This window comes from Stappia sp. G46H5W, from assembly GCF_058448995.1.
Genome location: NZ_JBZFLL010000006.1, coordinates 390,134 through 405,777 on the forward strand (window position 1 = coordinate 390,134; position 15,644 = coordinate 405,777).

The following is a 15,644-nucleotide window of genomic DNA, read 5'->3' on the forward strand; positions in this document are numbered from 1 at the left end:
GCCGGCACGCAACACGGGATGGACCGAATGACAGCTTCCGGTTTCGATGTGACCAGCGCCAGCGACTTCTTTTTCGAGGAAGAGCACAAGATGCTGCGCGATCAGGTGCGCCGCTTCGTCGAGGAGGAGATCAAGCCGCATGCCGACCAGTGGGAGCGCGACGGCGCCACCCCGCGCGAGCTGCTGCGCAAGATGGGCGCGCTCGGCTTCTTCGGCATCCGCTATCCGGAAGCCTATGGCGGCAGCGCCATGGACGAGCGCGCCACCGTCGTCCTGTCGGAAGAGCTCGGCCGCTGCACCTATGCCGGCGTCGCCATCACCGCGCTGGTCCACACGGACATGGCCTCGGTCCATCTCTTCAACGCCGGCAACGACGCCCAGAAGGCGAAATACATGCCCGGCATCATCAGCGGCGAGACCATCACCGCCGTCGGCGTCACCGAGCCGGACGCCGGCTCCGACGTCAAGGGCATCCGCACCACCGCCCGCCGCGAGGGCGACCACTACGTCCTGAACGGCACCAAGACCTTCATCACCAACGGCGTGCTGGCCGATGTCTACTGCATCGCCGCCAAGACCGGCGGCGACGGGCCGGCCAGCAAGGCGGTGACCATGTTCATCATTGAGAAGGGCATGGAGGGCTTCACCGTCTCGCGCGCCCTTGACAAGCACGGCTGGCGCAGCTCGGACACGGCCGAGCTCTCCTTCGTCGATGTCCGCGTCCCGGCCGAGAACGTGCTCGGCGAGGAAGGGCGCGGCTTCTACGAGATCATGAAGAACTTCCAGAACGAGCGCCTCGTGCTCGGCGCCATGGCCATGGGCGAGGCCCAGGCCGCCATCGAGCTGACGGTCGCCTATGTTCGCGACCGCAAGGCCTTCGGCGCTCCGCTCTGGGAAAAGCAGGCGATCCGCCAGCGCCTCGCCATGCTGTCGTCGCGGGTCGAGGCGGCCCGGCAGATGGTCTACGCCACCGCCGCCCGGTCGGCGCGCGGCGAGCAGCTGGTGCGCGAGGTCTCGATGATCAAGGCGCTGTGCGGCGAGCTGGTCAACGAGGTCATGTATGCCTGCGTCCAGTTCCACGGCGGCATGGGCTTCATGCGCGAGAGCACCATCGAGCGCATGTCGCGCGATGCCCGCGTCCAGGCGATCGGCGGCGGGGCGACCGAGGTGATGCTCGAAGAAGTCGCCAAGCGCATGTGACCGCAATGCGCGCCTTCGTGCTGGAAACCGGCTTCGGCCTCGACAACCTGGTGCTGCGGGAGCGGGAAACGCCGATGCCGGGGCCGGGCCAGGTGCTGCTGGAAATGCGCACCGCCTCGCTCAACTACCGCGATCTCGTGGTGGTGGCCGGCGGCCATGGCCGCGCCGTGCGCCCGCCCCTTGTGCCGCTGTCCGACGGCGTCGGCATCGTCGTGGAGACCGGGCCGGGGGTGCGCGACCTTGCCGTCGGCGACCGGGTGGCGCCGGCCTTCTACCAGCACTGGCAGGGCGGGGCCCCACCCGACGATCTGGAGGCCGGCCGTCTCGGCGGGCCGCTGGATGGCGTGCTCGCCTCCCATTGCGTCTTTCCCGAAAGCGGCCTCGTCAAGATCGCCGAGGGCCTGTCCAATGCGGAGGCGGCAACGCTTCCCTGCGCCGGCGTCACCGCCTGGAGCGCCCTGTCCGAGCCCTGGCCGCTGCGCCCGGGCGAGAGCGTGCTGATCCAGGGAACGGGCGGGGTTGCCTTGATGGCGCTGGCCCTTGCCCGCCGTGCCGGCGCCCATACCATCGTCACCACCTCTTCGCCGATCAAGGCGGCGCGCCTTGCCGCGCTCGGCGCCGATCTCGTCATCGACCGCAATGCGACGCCCGACTGGGCCCGCGCTGTGCGCGAGGCGACGGGTGGGCGCGGCTGCGAGCGGGTGCTGGAGCTCGGCGGGGCGGCGACGCTGAACGAGTCGGTCAAGGCGGTGCGCACTGGCGGCACCATCCTCCTGATCGGCAATGTCACCGGTTCGATGGCCGAGCTCTTCCTGCCGCTGGTCCTGACCCGCCGCATCACCCTGCATTCGGTGTCCTGCGGCTCGCGCCAGGCCTTTCAGGCGCTTATGGGCGCGCTGGCGGCGGGCGGCATCCGCCCGGTGGTCGACCGGGTCTTCCCCTTCGAAGAGGCGCACGAGGCCTTCCGCACCCTTGAAAAGGGAGAGCACTTCGGAAACATATGCCTCTCGCTCTCGCAGGACCCGTCCCGTTGACCGCCTCCCTTCCCAAGCCGCAGAAGAAGACGAAGAAGGCGCTCGAAGCGCGGCAGGTCATCATGGCCGCCGCCGCCCGGATGATGCGCGAGCGCGGCTATGCCGACACCTCGCTGCGTGATCTGGCGGCCGAGGTCGGCATGAAGGCCGGCAGCCTCTACTACCATTTCGCCTCCAAGGACGAGCTTGCCATCGAGGTCATGCGGCTCGGCGTGCAGCTTGTCTGCGATGCAGTCGACGAGGCGCTGGCGAAGCGACCGGACGCAAGCCCGCGCGAGCGGATCGTCATCGCCCTCAAGGTCCATCTGGAGACGCTGCTCTCGGCGAGCGATTTCGCCTCGGCCCATATCCGCTGCTACCCCTTCGTGCCCGAAGCGGTGCAGCTGGAGCTGCTGGCGACGCGCCGCAACTACGACAAGGTCTGGAGCGCGATCATCCGCGACTACCTCGGGGCGGAGGCCGACGGCCTGCGCGTCCGCTACCTGCGCCACGCCCTGATCGGCGCGCTCAACTGGTCGCTGGAATGGTTCGACCCCGCCCGCGACACCGTTCCGGGCTACGTCGCCGCGCTCGAGCGGCTGCTGCCGCCAGAAACCAAAGCCTGAGACGCTCTCAGCGCTGCGAGGCGGCGACCATCGCGCCGACGCCGATGAAGGCACCGCCCGTCACCCGGTTGAACACCTGTCCCCAGCGCGTCAGCCAGGGTGCCAGCCGTCCGGCCGCGCCCGCCAGCACCACCTCGTAGGCGAACTCCACCGCCGCGTAGGTGCCGGCGAAGATCGCGAACTGCAGCAGGAGCGAGGTGCCCGGCTGCATGAACTGCGGCAGGAAGGTCGAAAAGAAGATCAGCGCCTTGGGGTTCGACAGCGCCACCAGCAGGCCTTGCGTGAAGGCGCGGCGGCGGCTGATCGGGCGTGCCGCCGGGCCGCCCTCGCTCGCCGCCTGGATGCCGGCGGTGAAGGCCGGCGCCCGCCACAGCCGGATGCCCAGCCAGATGAGATAGGCAGCGCCCACCCACTTCACGACGCTGAACAGCATCTCGGAGGTCAGCATCAACGCGCCGAGGCCGGCGAGCGAGGCGCCGATCAGAAGCGCCATTCCGGTGATGCAGCCGAGCGCGGTGAACACGGTGCGGCCGAGCCCGTAGCGGACCCCGTGATTGAGGCAGAGGAGGCCGTTCGGTCCCGGTGTCAGCGACAGGGCGAGCGAGGCCAGCAGGTAGACCAACCACAGATCGAAGCTCATGCCGGCACTCCACACGGGCGGGCGGGGATAACGTGCAGCCGGCGCGAAAACGGTGGGCGGCCGGGCGGCGAACTTTAACACGCGCCGCGCCCGTGGAAAGGGGCTGCGCGCGGCTTGGCGATTTTGCGACGATTGAGACGGGTTCAGCCGATTTCGAGACGGAATTTTGCAAAATCCGTCTCGAAATTCTCAAACCCTTTCCCGGTCGACATCGCGCCGTTTCGCCAGCTTTCGCAAGGGGTTTCGGCTTTTCTGCGCCGGTTTGCGGGGTTTCCCTACTTGCCCCGGCCCGCCGCCTGCGGGCTATGGTGCGCCGGGGCGGGCAGCAGCGAGGCACGGCAGGGAATGACGGAATTGCGGACCGGCGGAACGGGCGAGACAGAGGCGGGGCACCAGCCGGGAGCGGGCCATCTTTCGGGCCAGCGCTTCAAGCTTCGGGTCTGGATCACCTCGCGGCTCTGGGCCCAGGTGGTCGCAGGCATGGTGCTGGGCTTCGGCCTCGGCCTGCTGCTCGGCGAAGGCGCCGGCCTGGTGGCGCCCGACACCGCCGAGGCCATCGGCCTGTGGCTGGCGCTGCCCGGCCGCATCTTCCTGGCGCTGATCGCCATGGTCTTGGTTCCGCTTGTCTTTTCGTCCATCGTCGGCGGTCTTGCCGGCGCCGGGTCCGGCGACACGCTGCGGCGGGTCGGGCTCTGGCTTGCAGGCTTCATCCTGGCGACGACGGCGGCAGCGGCGGTCGTCGGCGTGATGCTGGCCGAATGGCTGCGCCCGGGCGCTGCGCTTGTCGGCCTGCGCCAGGCCGGCGCGCAGGCTGCTGCCGGCGTCGAGGCTCCCGATGCCGTTGCCGCGCCGGTCTCCAGCACCTTGCCCGACCTCATCGTCAATGTTCTGCCGCAGAATCCGACCGCCTCCATCGCCCAGGGCGACATGCTCGCGGTTGTGGTCCTCGCCCTGCTGGTCGGCGTCTCGGTGACCCAGATCGACCGCTCGCGCGCGGACCCCTTCCTCCGCCTGATGGAAGCGCTGCTGTCGATCTCCATGAACATCGTCAAATGGGCTATGTTCCTGGCGCCTTTGGCGGTTTTCGGGCTGATGGCGCAGCTCGTCATCCGGGTCGGCCCGGAAACCCTGACCGGAATTTCCGGCTATGTCGGCACGGTTCTGCTCGGTCTCGCCCTGCTGCTCCTGCTTTATCTGGCGCTGGTCGGGCTGATGGGCGGGATCTCGCCGCGCCGTTTCTTCCAAGTGGCCGGCGGCAACCTGCTGCTGGCCTTCTCGACCTCCAGTTCCTCGGCGGTGATGCCGGTGACGATCCAGACGGCGCGCCGGCTCGGCGTGCCCGAAGGGATCGCCAATCTGGTGGTGCCGCTCGGCGCGACCATGAACATGGCCGGAACCGCGCTCTACCAGTCGGTCGCCATCCTCTTCATGGCCCAGCTCGCCGGGGTGGAGCTGTCCTTTGCGCAGATCGGGGTGATCACGGCGACGCTGGTCGCCTCGTCCATCGGGGCTCCGGGCACGCCCGGCGTCAGCATCGCCATTCTGCTGAGCGTTGCCGCCAGCGCCGGCATTCCGGCAGACGGGATGGTGATCATTCTGGGCGTCGACCGGCTGCTCGACATGTGCCGCACGGTGGTCAATGTCGCCGGCGACCTTGTCGCGGCGGTCGGCCTGCGCGGTCTTTCGGAAGACCTGCCGCCGGAACCGGGCGAGCCGGTTCCGGTCTGACGGCCGGCACAAGCCTTTGCCCGCAAACGACAAGGGCCGCCGGAAACCGGCGGCCCTTTCTCTTTGCAATCGCAAGACGTTCCGCGGGGAAGCGCGCCTTGCCTGCTTCGCCCTTACTCCGCCGGGGTCTTCTCGGCGGCGGGCGCCGGATGGTCTTCGTCCTCGTGCTTCGGCAGGTGGCCGTCGATCGGGATGCGGCGGAACATCCGCATCACGAAGACGAAGAACACCGGCACGAAGAAGATCGCCAGGATCGTGCCGGAGATCATGCCGCCCATCACGCCGGTGCCGATGGCGTTCTGGCTGCCGGCGCTGGCACCGCTCGCGATGGCCAGCGGCGTCACGCCCAGGGTGAAGGCCAGCGACGTCATCAGGATCGGCCGGAAGCGCAGATGCGCCGCCTCGATGGTGGCGTCGATCAGCGAGCGCCCCTCTGCCATCAGGTCCTTGGCGAACTCGATGATCAAAATGGCGTTTTTCGCCGACAGGCCGACGATGGCGATCAGGCCGACAGTGAAGTAGACGTCGTTCGGCATGCCGCGCAGCGTCACCGCGGCGACCGAGCCGATCACGCCGAGCGGCACGACGAGCATCACCGCGAACGGGATCGACCAGCTCTCGTAGAGCGCGGCCAGCAGCAGGAACACGAACAGGATGCTGAGGCCGATCAGGAACGGCGCCTGCGATCCCGACTGGATTTCCTGCAGCGACTGGCCCGTCCACTCGTAGCCGAAGCCGGCCGGCAGCTCGCCGGCAAGCCGCTCCATCTCGGCAATGGCATCGCCCGACGAGTAGCCGGGCGCGGCCTCGCCGGATATACGGATCGACGGGTAGCCGTTATAGCCGACGATCTGCGAGGGGCCCTTGCGCCACTCCACGCTGGCGAAGGCCGAAAGCGGCACCATTCCGCCGTTGTTGTTGCGGACGTTCAGGCGCAGCAGGTCGTTGGTCTGCATGCGGGCGTCCTGGTCGGCCTGCACCGTCACGCGCTGCATGCGTCCCGAGTTCGGGAAGTCGTTGACATAGGTCGAGCCGAGATTGGCCGAGATGGTCGCGTTAATGTCGGCGAAAGCGACGCCGAACGCATTGGCCTTCTCGCGGTCGATGATGAGGTCGACCTGGGCCGCATCCGGAAGGCCGTCGATGCGCAGGCCCGCCAGGATCGGACTTTGCGAGGCCGCCGCCATCAGTTGGTCGCGTGCGGCGCCAAGCGCCTCGGTGCCGCGTCCGCCGCGGTCCTGCAGGCGGAAGCTGAAGCCGTTCGAGGTGCCAAGGCCCTGGATCGCTGGCGGCGACAGGGCGAAGGAGATCGCGTCCTTGATGCCGAAGAGCTGGCCGTTGGCGCGGCCCGCAATGGCGCCGGCTGCATCCTCGGGTCCGCGTTCGGACCAGTCCTTCAGCGTCACGAAGGCAAGGCCGGCATTCTGTCCGGTGCCGGAGAAGCTGAAGCCGAGAATGCCGACGATGCGCGAGACGGCGCTTTCCTTGCCGAAGATCGCCTCGACCTGCTCGATGACCTCCAGCGTGCGGTTGGCGCTCGCCTCGGGCGGAGCCTGGATGTTGACCAGCAGGTAGCCCTGGTCTTCGTTCGGCAGGAACGAGGACGGCAGGCGCATGAAGCCCCAGCCGAGGCCGACCAGCAGGGCGAGATAGATGATCATCATCCGCCCCGCGCGGCGCGAGATCCACCCGGCGACCGAGCTGTAGCCGTTGGTCGTGCGGGCGAAGCCGCGGTTGAACCAGCCGAAGAAGCCCGTTTTCTCGTGGTGGCCCTGCGGGATCGGCTTCAGCATGCTGGCGCAGAGCGCCGGCGTGAAGGACAGCGCCAGGAAGCCGGAGAACAGGATCGACACGACCATGGTCAGGCTGAACTGCTGGTAGATGACGCCGACTGCACCGGGAAAGAACGCCATCGGCACGAACACCGCCGTCAGCACCAATGTGATGCCGATGATGGCGCCGGAAATCTGCGACATCGCCTTGCGCGTCGCCGCGCGCGGCGACAGGCCTTCCTCCGCCATGATGCGCTCGACGTTCTCGACCACGACGATGGCGTCATCGACGAGAATGCCGATGGCCAGCACCATCGCGAACATGGTCAGCACGTTGATCGAGAAGCCGGCCGCCAGCATGACGGCGCAGGTGCCCAGCAGCGCCACCGGCACCACCAGCGTCGGGATGACGGTGTAGCGGAAGCTCTGCAGGAACAGGAACATCACCACGAAGACGAGGGCGACGGCCTCCAGCAGGGTGTGGATCACCTTCTCGATCGACGCCTCGACGAAGGGCGAGGTGTCGTACGGGATCTCGTAGGCGATGCCTTGCGGGAAGAACTGGGCCAGTTCCTCCATCTTGGCGCGCACCGCCTCCGATGCCGCCATGGCGTTGCCGGTCGAGGAGAGCTGCACGCCGATGGCCGCGCTCGGCTGGCCGTTCAGGCGTGTCGAGAAGTTGTAGTCCTCGCCGCCGATTTCGAGGCGCGCGACATCGGAGAGGCGGACCGTGGAGCCGTCGGGATTGGCCCGCAGCACCACCTGGCCGAACTCGTCGAGGGACGACAGCTGCCCCTTGACCAGCACGCTGGCCGAGATCTGCTGGGTGATCGGGTTGGGCAGCGCGCCGATGCGGCCGGCCGCGACCTGGGCGTTCTGCGCCCGGATCGCATTGATGACGTCGCTGGACGTCAGGTTGAGGCCCAGCATCTTGTCCGGGTCCAGCCAGACGCGCATGGACCGCTGGGTCGCGAAGAGCTGGGCGCTACCGACACCCTCGATACGGCGGATCTCGCCGAGCACGTTGCGGCTGAGATAGTCGCCGAGATCGACCACGTTGTAGGAGCCGTCGGTCGAGGTGACCGACACCACCATCAGGAAGCCGGCGCCGGCCTGCTCGATGCGGATGCCCTGCTGGGTGACGATGCCGGGCAGTCGCGGCTCGACGCGGCGCACCGCGTTCTGCACGTCGACCGAGGCCTGCGACACGTCGGTGCCGGGCTGGAACGTCGCGGTGATCGAGATCCGGCCCGACGTTTCGGAGGTGGACTCGAAATAGATCAGCCCCTCGACGCCGTTCAGCTCTTCCTCGATCGGGCGGGTGACGCTGAGATAGGCGTCTTCAGGCGCCACGCCCGGATAGTTGGTCGAGATGGAAATCTGCGGCGGGGCGACGTTGGGATATTGGGCAACCGGCATGAAGGGGATCGCGATCACGCCGGCAAGCGTGATGAAAATGGCGATGACCCATGCGAAGACCGGCCGGTTGATGAAAAAGGACGGCATCAGATCGGATCCTGTGAGACCGGCCCGCAGGCGGCGCGGGAGGGCGCCGGCGGCCGTGGGCGGGCCGTTGAGTCAGGACGGGGCGGGCGCTGCCCCTTGCGCAGGGCGCGCCCGTCCCGACAGGTTATTTGGCCGCGACGGCGGCCGTCTTGCTTGCATCTTCCCAGGGGGTCGCCGCGACCGGTGCGCCGGGGCGCAGCTTCTGGAAGCCCTCGACGATCACCTTGTCGCCGGCGGAAAGGCCCTTGGTGATGACCCAGCGGGTGCCAATGATGCGGCCGGTCTCGACGGAGCGCAGCTCGGCCTTGTCCTCGGCGCCGACCACATAGACCTGAGCCTGGCCGCCGGCGTTCCGCTGCACGGCCTGCTGCGGCACGGCAAGCGCGTTCTGTTCGATGCCCTGCTCGATCAGGACCCGGACATACATCCCCGGCAACAGGTCGCCGTCCGGGTTCGGGAACTCTCCGCGCAGCGTGATTTGCCCGGTCGTGGCGTCGACCGCCGCCTCGGAGAACAGCAGCCGGCCCTTGTGCGGATACTCCTGTCCGTCATCCAGCTTCAGCTGCACGGCCGCCTCTCCGGCGCTCGGTCCGGTCAGCGAACCGACCTCCAGCGAACGGCGCAGGCTCAGCAGCTGGTTGGCGGACTGGGTGAAGTCCGCATAGACCGGATCGAGCTGCTGGATCGTCGCCAGCACGCCGCTGGAGGAATCCACCAGCGCGCCTTCGGTCAGCAGGGCCCGGCCGATGCGGCCGGAGATCGGTGCCCGCACCTCCGAGAAATGCAGGTTCAGCTCGGCCGCGTCGAGACCCGCCTGGGCGATCGCGACATCCGCGTCGGCCTGGGCGAGCGAGGCGATCGCGTTGTCGCGTGCCTGCACGCTGGTCACCCGGCGCTCGTGCAGTTCCTTCTGCCGGTCCGCCTCCTGGCGGGCCTGCAGCTGCACCGCCTGGGCGCGCTGCAGCGTCGCGCGGGCGCTCGCGACCTGGACGCGGAACGGCTCGGGATCGATGCGGTAGAGGACGTCGCCTTCCTGGACGATGCTGCCCTGCTCGAACACCCGTTCGACCAGGATGCCGGAGACGCGCGGGCGCACCTCGGCGATCCGCGTCGGGGCGATACGACCCGGCAGCTCGTTGGTGATCGGCAGCGTCTCGGCCTTGAGCTCCACGAAGCTCACACCGGTAGGCGGCATGGCGGGCGCGCCACCGGCCTCGTTCTTGCTGGCGACCTCGTTGCAGCCGGCCAGCAGGGCGGCGGCGAGGATCACGGCGGACAATCTGAATTTCATCGGGTCGACCTCTCGGGGGAAGAGGAAAGTGCGGGAGCGGGCACGGATACCGGTGCAGGCACCTGGTCGACGAGCCAGCCGATTTCGGAAATGATCCGGGCACGTTCTTCCGGCGCCCAGTCTTGCAGTCCGAGCCATTCGAGCGACATCAGCCCCTCGATGGCGAGAAAGGCGAGCAACGCGCCACGGGGGCTGCGCGAATTGCCGGTGACCTGCGCGATGCGCTCGCCATAGGTCCGGGCAATCGGCTCGCGCAGGTCGGCATCCTGGGCGAGCGAGGCGAGCAGGCCGAGCGCCACCGCCCGGTCCTCCTCGGTAAGCAGGTGCGAAGCAACCTCTATGCGGGTGCGAATCGCCGCGTTCGGATCGCCGGAAAAATTCGCCGCAGCCTCCTGCTCGCAGGTTGCGTGCGCTGCCAGCCGCCGCTCGACGACGGCTTTGATCAGGGCCTGCTTGGTCTTGTAGTCGTAAAGGACGCTGGCCTTGCTGATGCCGGCCTCACAGGCCACCGCATCCAGCGTCAGGCGCGCAGCACCGTCCCGCATCACGACCTGCTCGGCCGCGTCCAGTACCGTGTCGCGCTTGATTGTCCGCTTGCGTCCCATGCCGATCCCGTTTTTCCAACCGGATGGATATATATTCTCCCCGGTTAGATGCAACAGGTTTTTTGCAGCGCAACACGAAGTTTTGAAACGGTCGCCGGGCGTCCTCAATCGCCGCCGCGAACCTGAACGGTGCGGCGTTTCGAAGGATGCGGCGCGCGCGAAGTGAGCGTATCGCGCATGCGTCCGGCGGTGCTGCGCAGGGCAGGCACGGCAGGGCGGTCGACGCTGTCGTCGTCGGGCGCGGCGCAGCGCATGGCCACCAGCAGGGCGACGGTTGCCTGGTCGAGCCGCGTCTGCAGCTTCGACAAGGGGGCGGGCCGGCCGATCAGGTAGCCTTGCACCTCGTTGCAGCCTTCCTCGGCCAGAACGCGCAGTTCGTCCGCCTCCTCGACGCCTTCGGCCACGACGCTCATGCCGAGCGCGTCGCCCAGCCGGACGATGGTCTCCACGATGGAGCGCGCGCTCGGTGTCTTGCGCATCGCCCGGATGAAGGAGCGGTCGATCTTGATCACGTCGAAGGGGAAGCGCGCCAGATAGCCGAGCGAGGAATAGCCGGTGCCGAAGTCGTCGAGGGCGATGCGCACCCCGAGCGCCTTCAGCGCGGTGAGGATCTGCAGCGCACGCCGGTCGTCGTCGATGAGGACGTTTTCTGTGACTTCCAGCTCCAGCCGCCCGGCGGCGAGACCGGTCGCCTCCAGCACGTCGCGCACCGTCTCGATGAAGTGCTTGTCGCGGAACTGCAGCGGGCTGACATTGACGCTGATGCGCGGGATTTCCGGATGCGCCTGGACGATGGCGCAGGCGCGGCGCAGCACCCATTCGCCGATGGCGATGATCCGGCCCGACTGCTCGGCGACGGGAATGAAGTCGTTGGGGCTGATCATCCCCTTTTCCGGGTGATGCCAGCGGATCAGCGCCTCATAGCTGCCGATGCAGCTGCTGCGCAGGTCGAGCCTGGGCTGCAGGTAGAGCTCGAACTCCTCCTGCTCGATGGCCTGCACCAGGTCGGCTTCCAGCAGCCGGCGCTTGAGCAGCGCGGCATCCATGCCTTCCTCGAACAGGCAATAGGTGTTGCGGCCGAGATTCTTGGCCTTGTAGAGCGCCGTATCGGCGCGCGAGACGATGATCTCGGTGTCCTCGCCATGCAGCGGGCTGACGGCAATGCCGATGCTGGCCCCGCTGCGCAGCGTCAAGCCGTTGCCGCAGTCGATGGGCTGCGACAGGGCATGGACCAGCCGGTGGGCGAGATCGGCGGCCTGGTTGGCGAAGGCGATCTGGTGCTGGATGATGGCGAATTCGTCGCCGCCCAGACGGGAAATGGTATCGCTGGCCGGTACGAGCGCGCGCAGCCGGTCGGCGGTCGCGCGGATCACCTGGTCGCCGGCCAGATGGCCGTGCACGTCGTTGATCTCCTTGAACCGGTCGAGGTCGATCATCAGCACCGCGGCCGAGCCGTCGCGTCGGCGGGCGTCGGCCAGGACGGCGGCCAGCCGGTTGGAGAACACGGTGCGGTTCGGCAGGTCGGTCAGCGGATCGTGTTCGGCCAGGTGGCGGATATGCTGTTCGGCCTTCTTGCGGTCGCGCAGGTCGACCATCGCCGACACGCGGGTTCGCTCGCCGCGATACAGAACCTCACGGGCGCGCACTTCCACGGGGATGCGGGTCCCGTCGGCATGGATGATGTGCAGCTCGTAGGGCCCGCTTTCCTTGTGCGACAGCTGTTCGCGAACCCGTTCCCGGTCCTCCTGGGCGATATGCCCGAGCATGTCGGTGCCCTTGAGTTCGTCGAGCGAGCAGCCCATCAGCTGTTCCAGCGCATGGTTGCCGTCGATGATGCGCCCCCGCACGGAGATGACGATCGCCTCGAACGTCGCATTGGCGAGGGCGGTGAGCCGCTCGGCTTCCTCCTCGGCCCGTCGCAGCTCCGCCTTGCGCCCGCGGGCAAGCTCCTCGTTCTGGATCGAGTCCATCAGCCGGTTGAACAGGCGGGTCATCCGCTCCGCCTCGTCTCCCGGCTCCACCGGCAGGCGCAGGCTGAGATCGGCGTGCCCCTCGACCAGCCGCCCAACGGCATCCTCCACATGGCCGATGCCCAGCCTGGTGCCGTGCTCTGCCTCGTTGAGTCCGCGGATCTCGCCCTCGCGGTCGACGCGCAGCGCGATGACACGCTTCAGCACCAGGAAGAAGGCAAGGCCGAGACCGAAGGCAAAGACGAAGTTCAGCGCCGCGCCGCCCGCCTGCACCGCGAGCTGGGCGAGGCGGCCGCCGGCGGGCAGGTTCTCGATCGGGGCCAGCAGGGCAAGCCCGAGCGTGCCGACCACGCCGGCAATGCCGTGCACGCCGATGGCGCCGACCGCGTCATCGATGCACAATTGCCGCTCCAGCACGGAAACGCCGATGACGGCGGCAAGACCGCCAGCCAGACCGATGGCGAGCGCCCCCTGCGTCTGCAGCACCATGCAGCCGGCGGTGACGGCGACGAGGCCGCCGAGCATGCCGGTGAACGCCTTCTCGGGCAAAAGCACGCCCTCGCGCGCCCAGGCGATGACATAGCCTCCGCAGGTGCCTGCGGCGGCCGCCAGCACGGTATTGGCGATGACATGGGCAATGTCGGGCGAGGCCGTGAGCGTCGAGCCGCCGTTGAAGCCGATCCAGCCGACGAACAGCAGCAGGGCGCCGGTGGTGGCCAGGACCGGACTGTGGCCCTGGAAGCGGACCGGCCGACCCTGCGCATCGAAACGGCCGATCCGCGGGCCGATGACGAGACAGGCGGCAAGCGCGATCCACGCACCGGTGCCATGCACCACGGTGGAGCCGGCGAAGTCGACGAAACCCGCATTGGCGAGGAAGGCGCCGGTATTCTCGCCGAGCGCGTTGCCCCAGGCCCAGTGCACGAAGATCGGATAGACGAGGCCCGCGATGAAGACGGAGCAGGCGATATAGGCGGCAAGCGGCATGCGCTCTGCGACCGCGCCGGAAACAATGGTCGCCGCCGTGCCGCAGAACATCACCTGGAAGACGAAGAAGGCGAGCCCCCAGGAATCCACTCCGCCGAGCATGAACAGGGCCGGATCGTAGCCGACCCCGAAGCCGGACCCGGCGCCGAAGGCGAACATGAAGCCGACCCCGGCGAAAACCAGCACGGAAAAGGTGAAATCGAGGAGGTTCTTCTGTGCGACGTTGATGGAGTTCTTCGACCGCACCATGCCTGCTTCCAGCAGCAGGAAGCCGACCTGCATCAGCAGGACGAGCCCGGCGGCGAGCAGGACCCATACAAAGTCGAGGGTGCGGTGCAGCGAAGCGAAGCTCTCGGCCTCCTCCGCGGAGGCGGCGACAGTCGTTGCGACAAGCATGGCCGAGACGGCTAAGCCGGTCGCTGCCAGATGCCGAACCGATGAATCCTGTGCCGCCATATCCCCGCCAGGCCCCCATCTGCCCTTTGTTTGCCAGAGCTTAGGAACCAGCAGTTAAAAACTGATTGAAGTGTTGCATGGATGCAATGAGCGTCATGATTGCAGTTTTCCGCAGCGGTCCGGGTGCTTTCGGAAAGTCGGATATTCATGCTGCATCGCGGCGATGAACTTGCCTTTGCGGCAGTTTCGGCCGTCGGCGACGAGGCTTGCCCGAGGACAAGCGGGCGTGGGCCCGCCGGGCAGGCTTCACATTTGCTCGCGTTGCTTTAGGATCGCGCTCCGATTGCAACCGCCCGCCCTGCGGGCTGCACCAGTTCACGGATACTCCGCCCATGCGCTTTGATCTTCGACATGTCCTTTCTTCTGCCCGCTGTGCCGCGCTCGCCGGCCTTTTCGTGACCGCGAGCCTCGGCTCGGCCGCGGCGCAGGATGCAGCGCCCAAGCCGGCGGAAGGCGCGGCGGCGCCCAACTGGATTGTCCAGTGCTCGGAGGCAACCGACAAGGCTCCCAAGCGTTGCCGCGCGCTGCAGAACATTGTCATGCAGGAAGGCGGCCAGCGGCTGCTGACCGTGGTGGTCGAGCCGCGCGAGGGCGCGCCGAACCACGCGCTGGTGCTGGCGCTGCCGCATGGCGTGTTCCTCCCGGCCGGCACCCAGATCCGCGTCGACGAGGGCGAGCCGGTGCCGATGGCGATCCAGACCAGCGATGCCAACGGCGCCTATGCCGGCACGGCGATCAGCGACGAGCTTCTCGCCTCGCTGAAGAAGGGCCAGCGCCTGATCGTCGCCTTCAAGACCGCGCAGCAGCAGGACCTGGCGATCCCCGTGACACTGATCGGCTTCACCTCCGCCTACGGTCAGCTCGGCAGCTGACCGGCGGACGCCGCGGAGCCGCCGCTGACAGGCGGCGGAATGACCGGCAGAAAATCGAAAGGGCAGGCCCGTGAGGACCTGCCCTTTTCGTTTGGAGCGAAAAGCCGCTTCGTAAAGCGTCAGCTGTCGGCCGTGCGGCGGACCAGATCGGCCCAGTTCCGCATCGACCACAGATGCGCGTAGATCACCGGCAGCGCTCCGGCCTTGCGCAGGTCGAGGAAGGCCTCGTCGGACAGGGCGTTCACGCGCGCCTCATCGATGATGCTGAAGTCGTTGACGTTGAGCACCTCGCCGTCCGGCAGCGTGAAGCGCCCGGCATTCGGCGCGAACAGCTCGTGCTCGGCGATCTTGCGCATCAAGGCTTCGCTCTCGCGCGTCTCGCGCTGGAAGGCGGCGCAGAAGTCGAGGGCCTTGCGTACGGCCTCGGTCGGCTCCATGCCGTCGAAGAACCGCGTCTCGCCGTCGTTGCGCACCTTGTCGCTGGCCCTGTCGACGCACAGCGCAAACTCGCTCGCCTCGTCGTTGCGCGCCAGGATGAACGGGTAACGCCGCACATAGGACGGTACGTAGGTGTCGGCCGCCCAGGCGCCGTTCTCGTCGACGAAGAGATTGCGGTCCTGGCGCAGGCCCAGAACGGCAACGGCTGCCGGCGGATTGGTGCCGGCGGCAAAGACGATCGGATAGTGCCGGGCGGCGATGCCGAACTCGATGGCGTTGAGCGGCACAGCGTGGGTCTTGGCGGCGAAGCGATAGTCCGGCGCAAGATCGACACCGAGTTCGCCATGGCGATCAGCCCGCAGCGCTTCCGGCCTGCTGTAGAAAAGTGGCAAGGTGGACGGCCCTCCCGGCGCCGGGCGCGGGGTGTCCGTGTCGGCTTGAGTGCTGGTCATCCTGGTCCGTCCTCGATTATGCATTTGTGTTGAATGGCATGTGCCCCACAACGAGAGGGGGCGAATTTCTTGTACAAGTCCAACGGCT

At 67.8% G+C, this 15,644-nt stretch carries 11 protein-coding genes; 5 read left to right on the forward strand and 6 right to left on the reverse strand.

Annotation, left to right across the window (positions count from 1 at the left end):
- Positions 1–27 precede the first annotated feature (27 nt).
- The 3 genes from ACVJ6E_RS20095 to ACVJ6E_RS20105 are packed head-to-tail and all read left to right on the forward strand — an operon-like array spanning position 28 to position 2,839.
- On the forward strand, positions 28–1,200 hold the full coding sequence (locus tag ACVJ6E_RS20095; RefSeq protein ID WP_120270388.1) for an acyl-CoA dehydrogenase family protein: 1,173 nt from the start codon (positions 28–30) through the stop codon (positions 1,198–1,200).
- A 5-nt stretch (positions 1,201–1,205) separates the two neighbouring features.
- Positions 1,206–2,234: a zinc-dependent alcohol dehydrogenase family protein gene (locus ACVJ6E_RS20100; protein WP_120270387.1), complete on the forward strand. Its 1,029-nt coding sequence runs from the start codon at positions 1,206–1,208 to the stop codon at positions 2,232–2,234.
- Positions 2,231–2,839, forward strand: coding sequence for a TetR/AcrR family transcriptional regulator (locus ACVJ6E_RS20105; protein ID WP_158592745.1), 609 nt, complete (start codon positions 2,231–2,233; stop codon positions 2,837–2,839). Before ACVJ6E_RS20100 ends, ACVJ6E_RS20105 begins: the two co-directional genes overlap by 4 nt.
- 7 nt (positions 2,840–2,846) lie before the next feature.
- On the opposite strand, the gene ACVJ6E_RS20110 is transcribed toward ACVJ6E_RS20105, so the two are convergent.
- Positions 2,847–3,479 carry a LysE family translocator gene (locus tag ACVJ6E_RS20110; RefSeq protein ID WP_120270383.1) on the reverse strand — a complete coding sequence of 211 codons (633 nt, stop codon included), beginning with the start codon at positions 3,477–3,479 and terminating at the stop codon, positions 2,847–2,849.
- A gap of 345 nt (positions 3,480–3,824) precedes the next feature.
- On the opposite strand from ACVJ6E_RS20110, the gene ACVJ6E_RS20115 reads away from it, so the two are divergent.
- Positions 3,825–5,207 (forward strand): dicarboxylate/amino acid:cation symporter, encoded by a 1,383-nt coding sequence (locus tag ACVJ6E_RS20115; RefSeq protein ID WP_120270381.1) that lies wholly within the window; start codon positions 3,825–3,827, stop codon positions 5,205–5,207.
- Between the two features lie 113 nt (positions 5,208–5,320).
- Here ACVJ6E_RS20115 and ACVJ6E_RS20120 read toward each other — a convergent pair whose 3' ends face one another.
- The 4 genes from ACVJ6E_RS20120 to amt all read right to left on the reverse strand — a co-directional run bounded on the left by ACVJ6E_RS20120 (position 5,321) and on the right by amt (position 13,734).
- Entirely contained in the window at positions 5,321–8,485 is a 3,165-nt protein-coding gene (locus tag ACVJ6E_RS20120) for a multidrug efflux RND transporter permease subunit (RefSeq protein WP_120270379.1), read from the reverse strand.
- A gap of 124 nt (positions 8,486–8,609) precedes the next feature.
- Positions 8,610–9,776: an efflux RND transporter periplasmic adaptor subunit gene (locus ACVJ6E_RS20125; RefSeq protein WP_120270377.1), complete on the reverse strand. Its 1,167-nt coding sequence runs from the start codon at positions 9,774–9,776 to the stop codon at positions 8,610–8,612.
- Positions 9,773–10,381, reverse strand: a complete 609-nt coding sequence (locus ACVJ6E_RS20130; protein WP_120270376.1) for a TetR/AcrR family transcriptional regulator — start codon at positions 10,379–10,381, stop codon at positions 9,773–9,775. The genes ACVJ6E_RS20125 and ACVJ6E_RS20130 overlap by 4 nt, the downstream gene beginning before the upstream one ends.
- 104 nt (positions 10,382–10,485) lie before the next feature.
- Positions 10,486–13,734, reverse strand: coding sequence for an ammonium transporter (gene amt, locus ACVJ6E_RS20135; RefSeq protein WP_120270374.1), 3,249 nt, complete (start codon positions 13,732–13,734; stop codon positions 10,486–10,488).
- 392 nt (positions 13,735–14,126) lie between these two features.
- Between amt and ACVJ6E_RS20140 the strand changes: the two genes are divergently transcribed.
- The gene (locus tag ACVJ6E_RS20140; RefSeq protein ID WP_120270372.1) at positions 14,127–14,666 is read left to right on the forward strand and encodes an invasion associated locus B family protein; all 540 of its coding nucleotides are present in this window, start codon (positions 14,127–14,129) and stop codon (positions 14,664–14,666) included.
- A gap of 119 nt (positions 14,667–14,785) precedes the next feature.
- Here ACVJ6E_RS20140 and ACVJ6E_RS20145 read toward each other — a convergent pair whose 3' ends face one another.
- Entirely contained in the window at positions 14,786–15,556 is a 771-nt protein-coding gene (locus ACVJ6E_RS20145; RefSeq protein ID WP_120270370.1) for a SapC family protein, read from the reverse strand.
- Between the last annotated feature and the right edge of the window lie 88 nt (positions 15,557–15,644).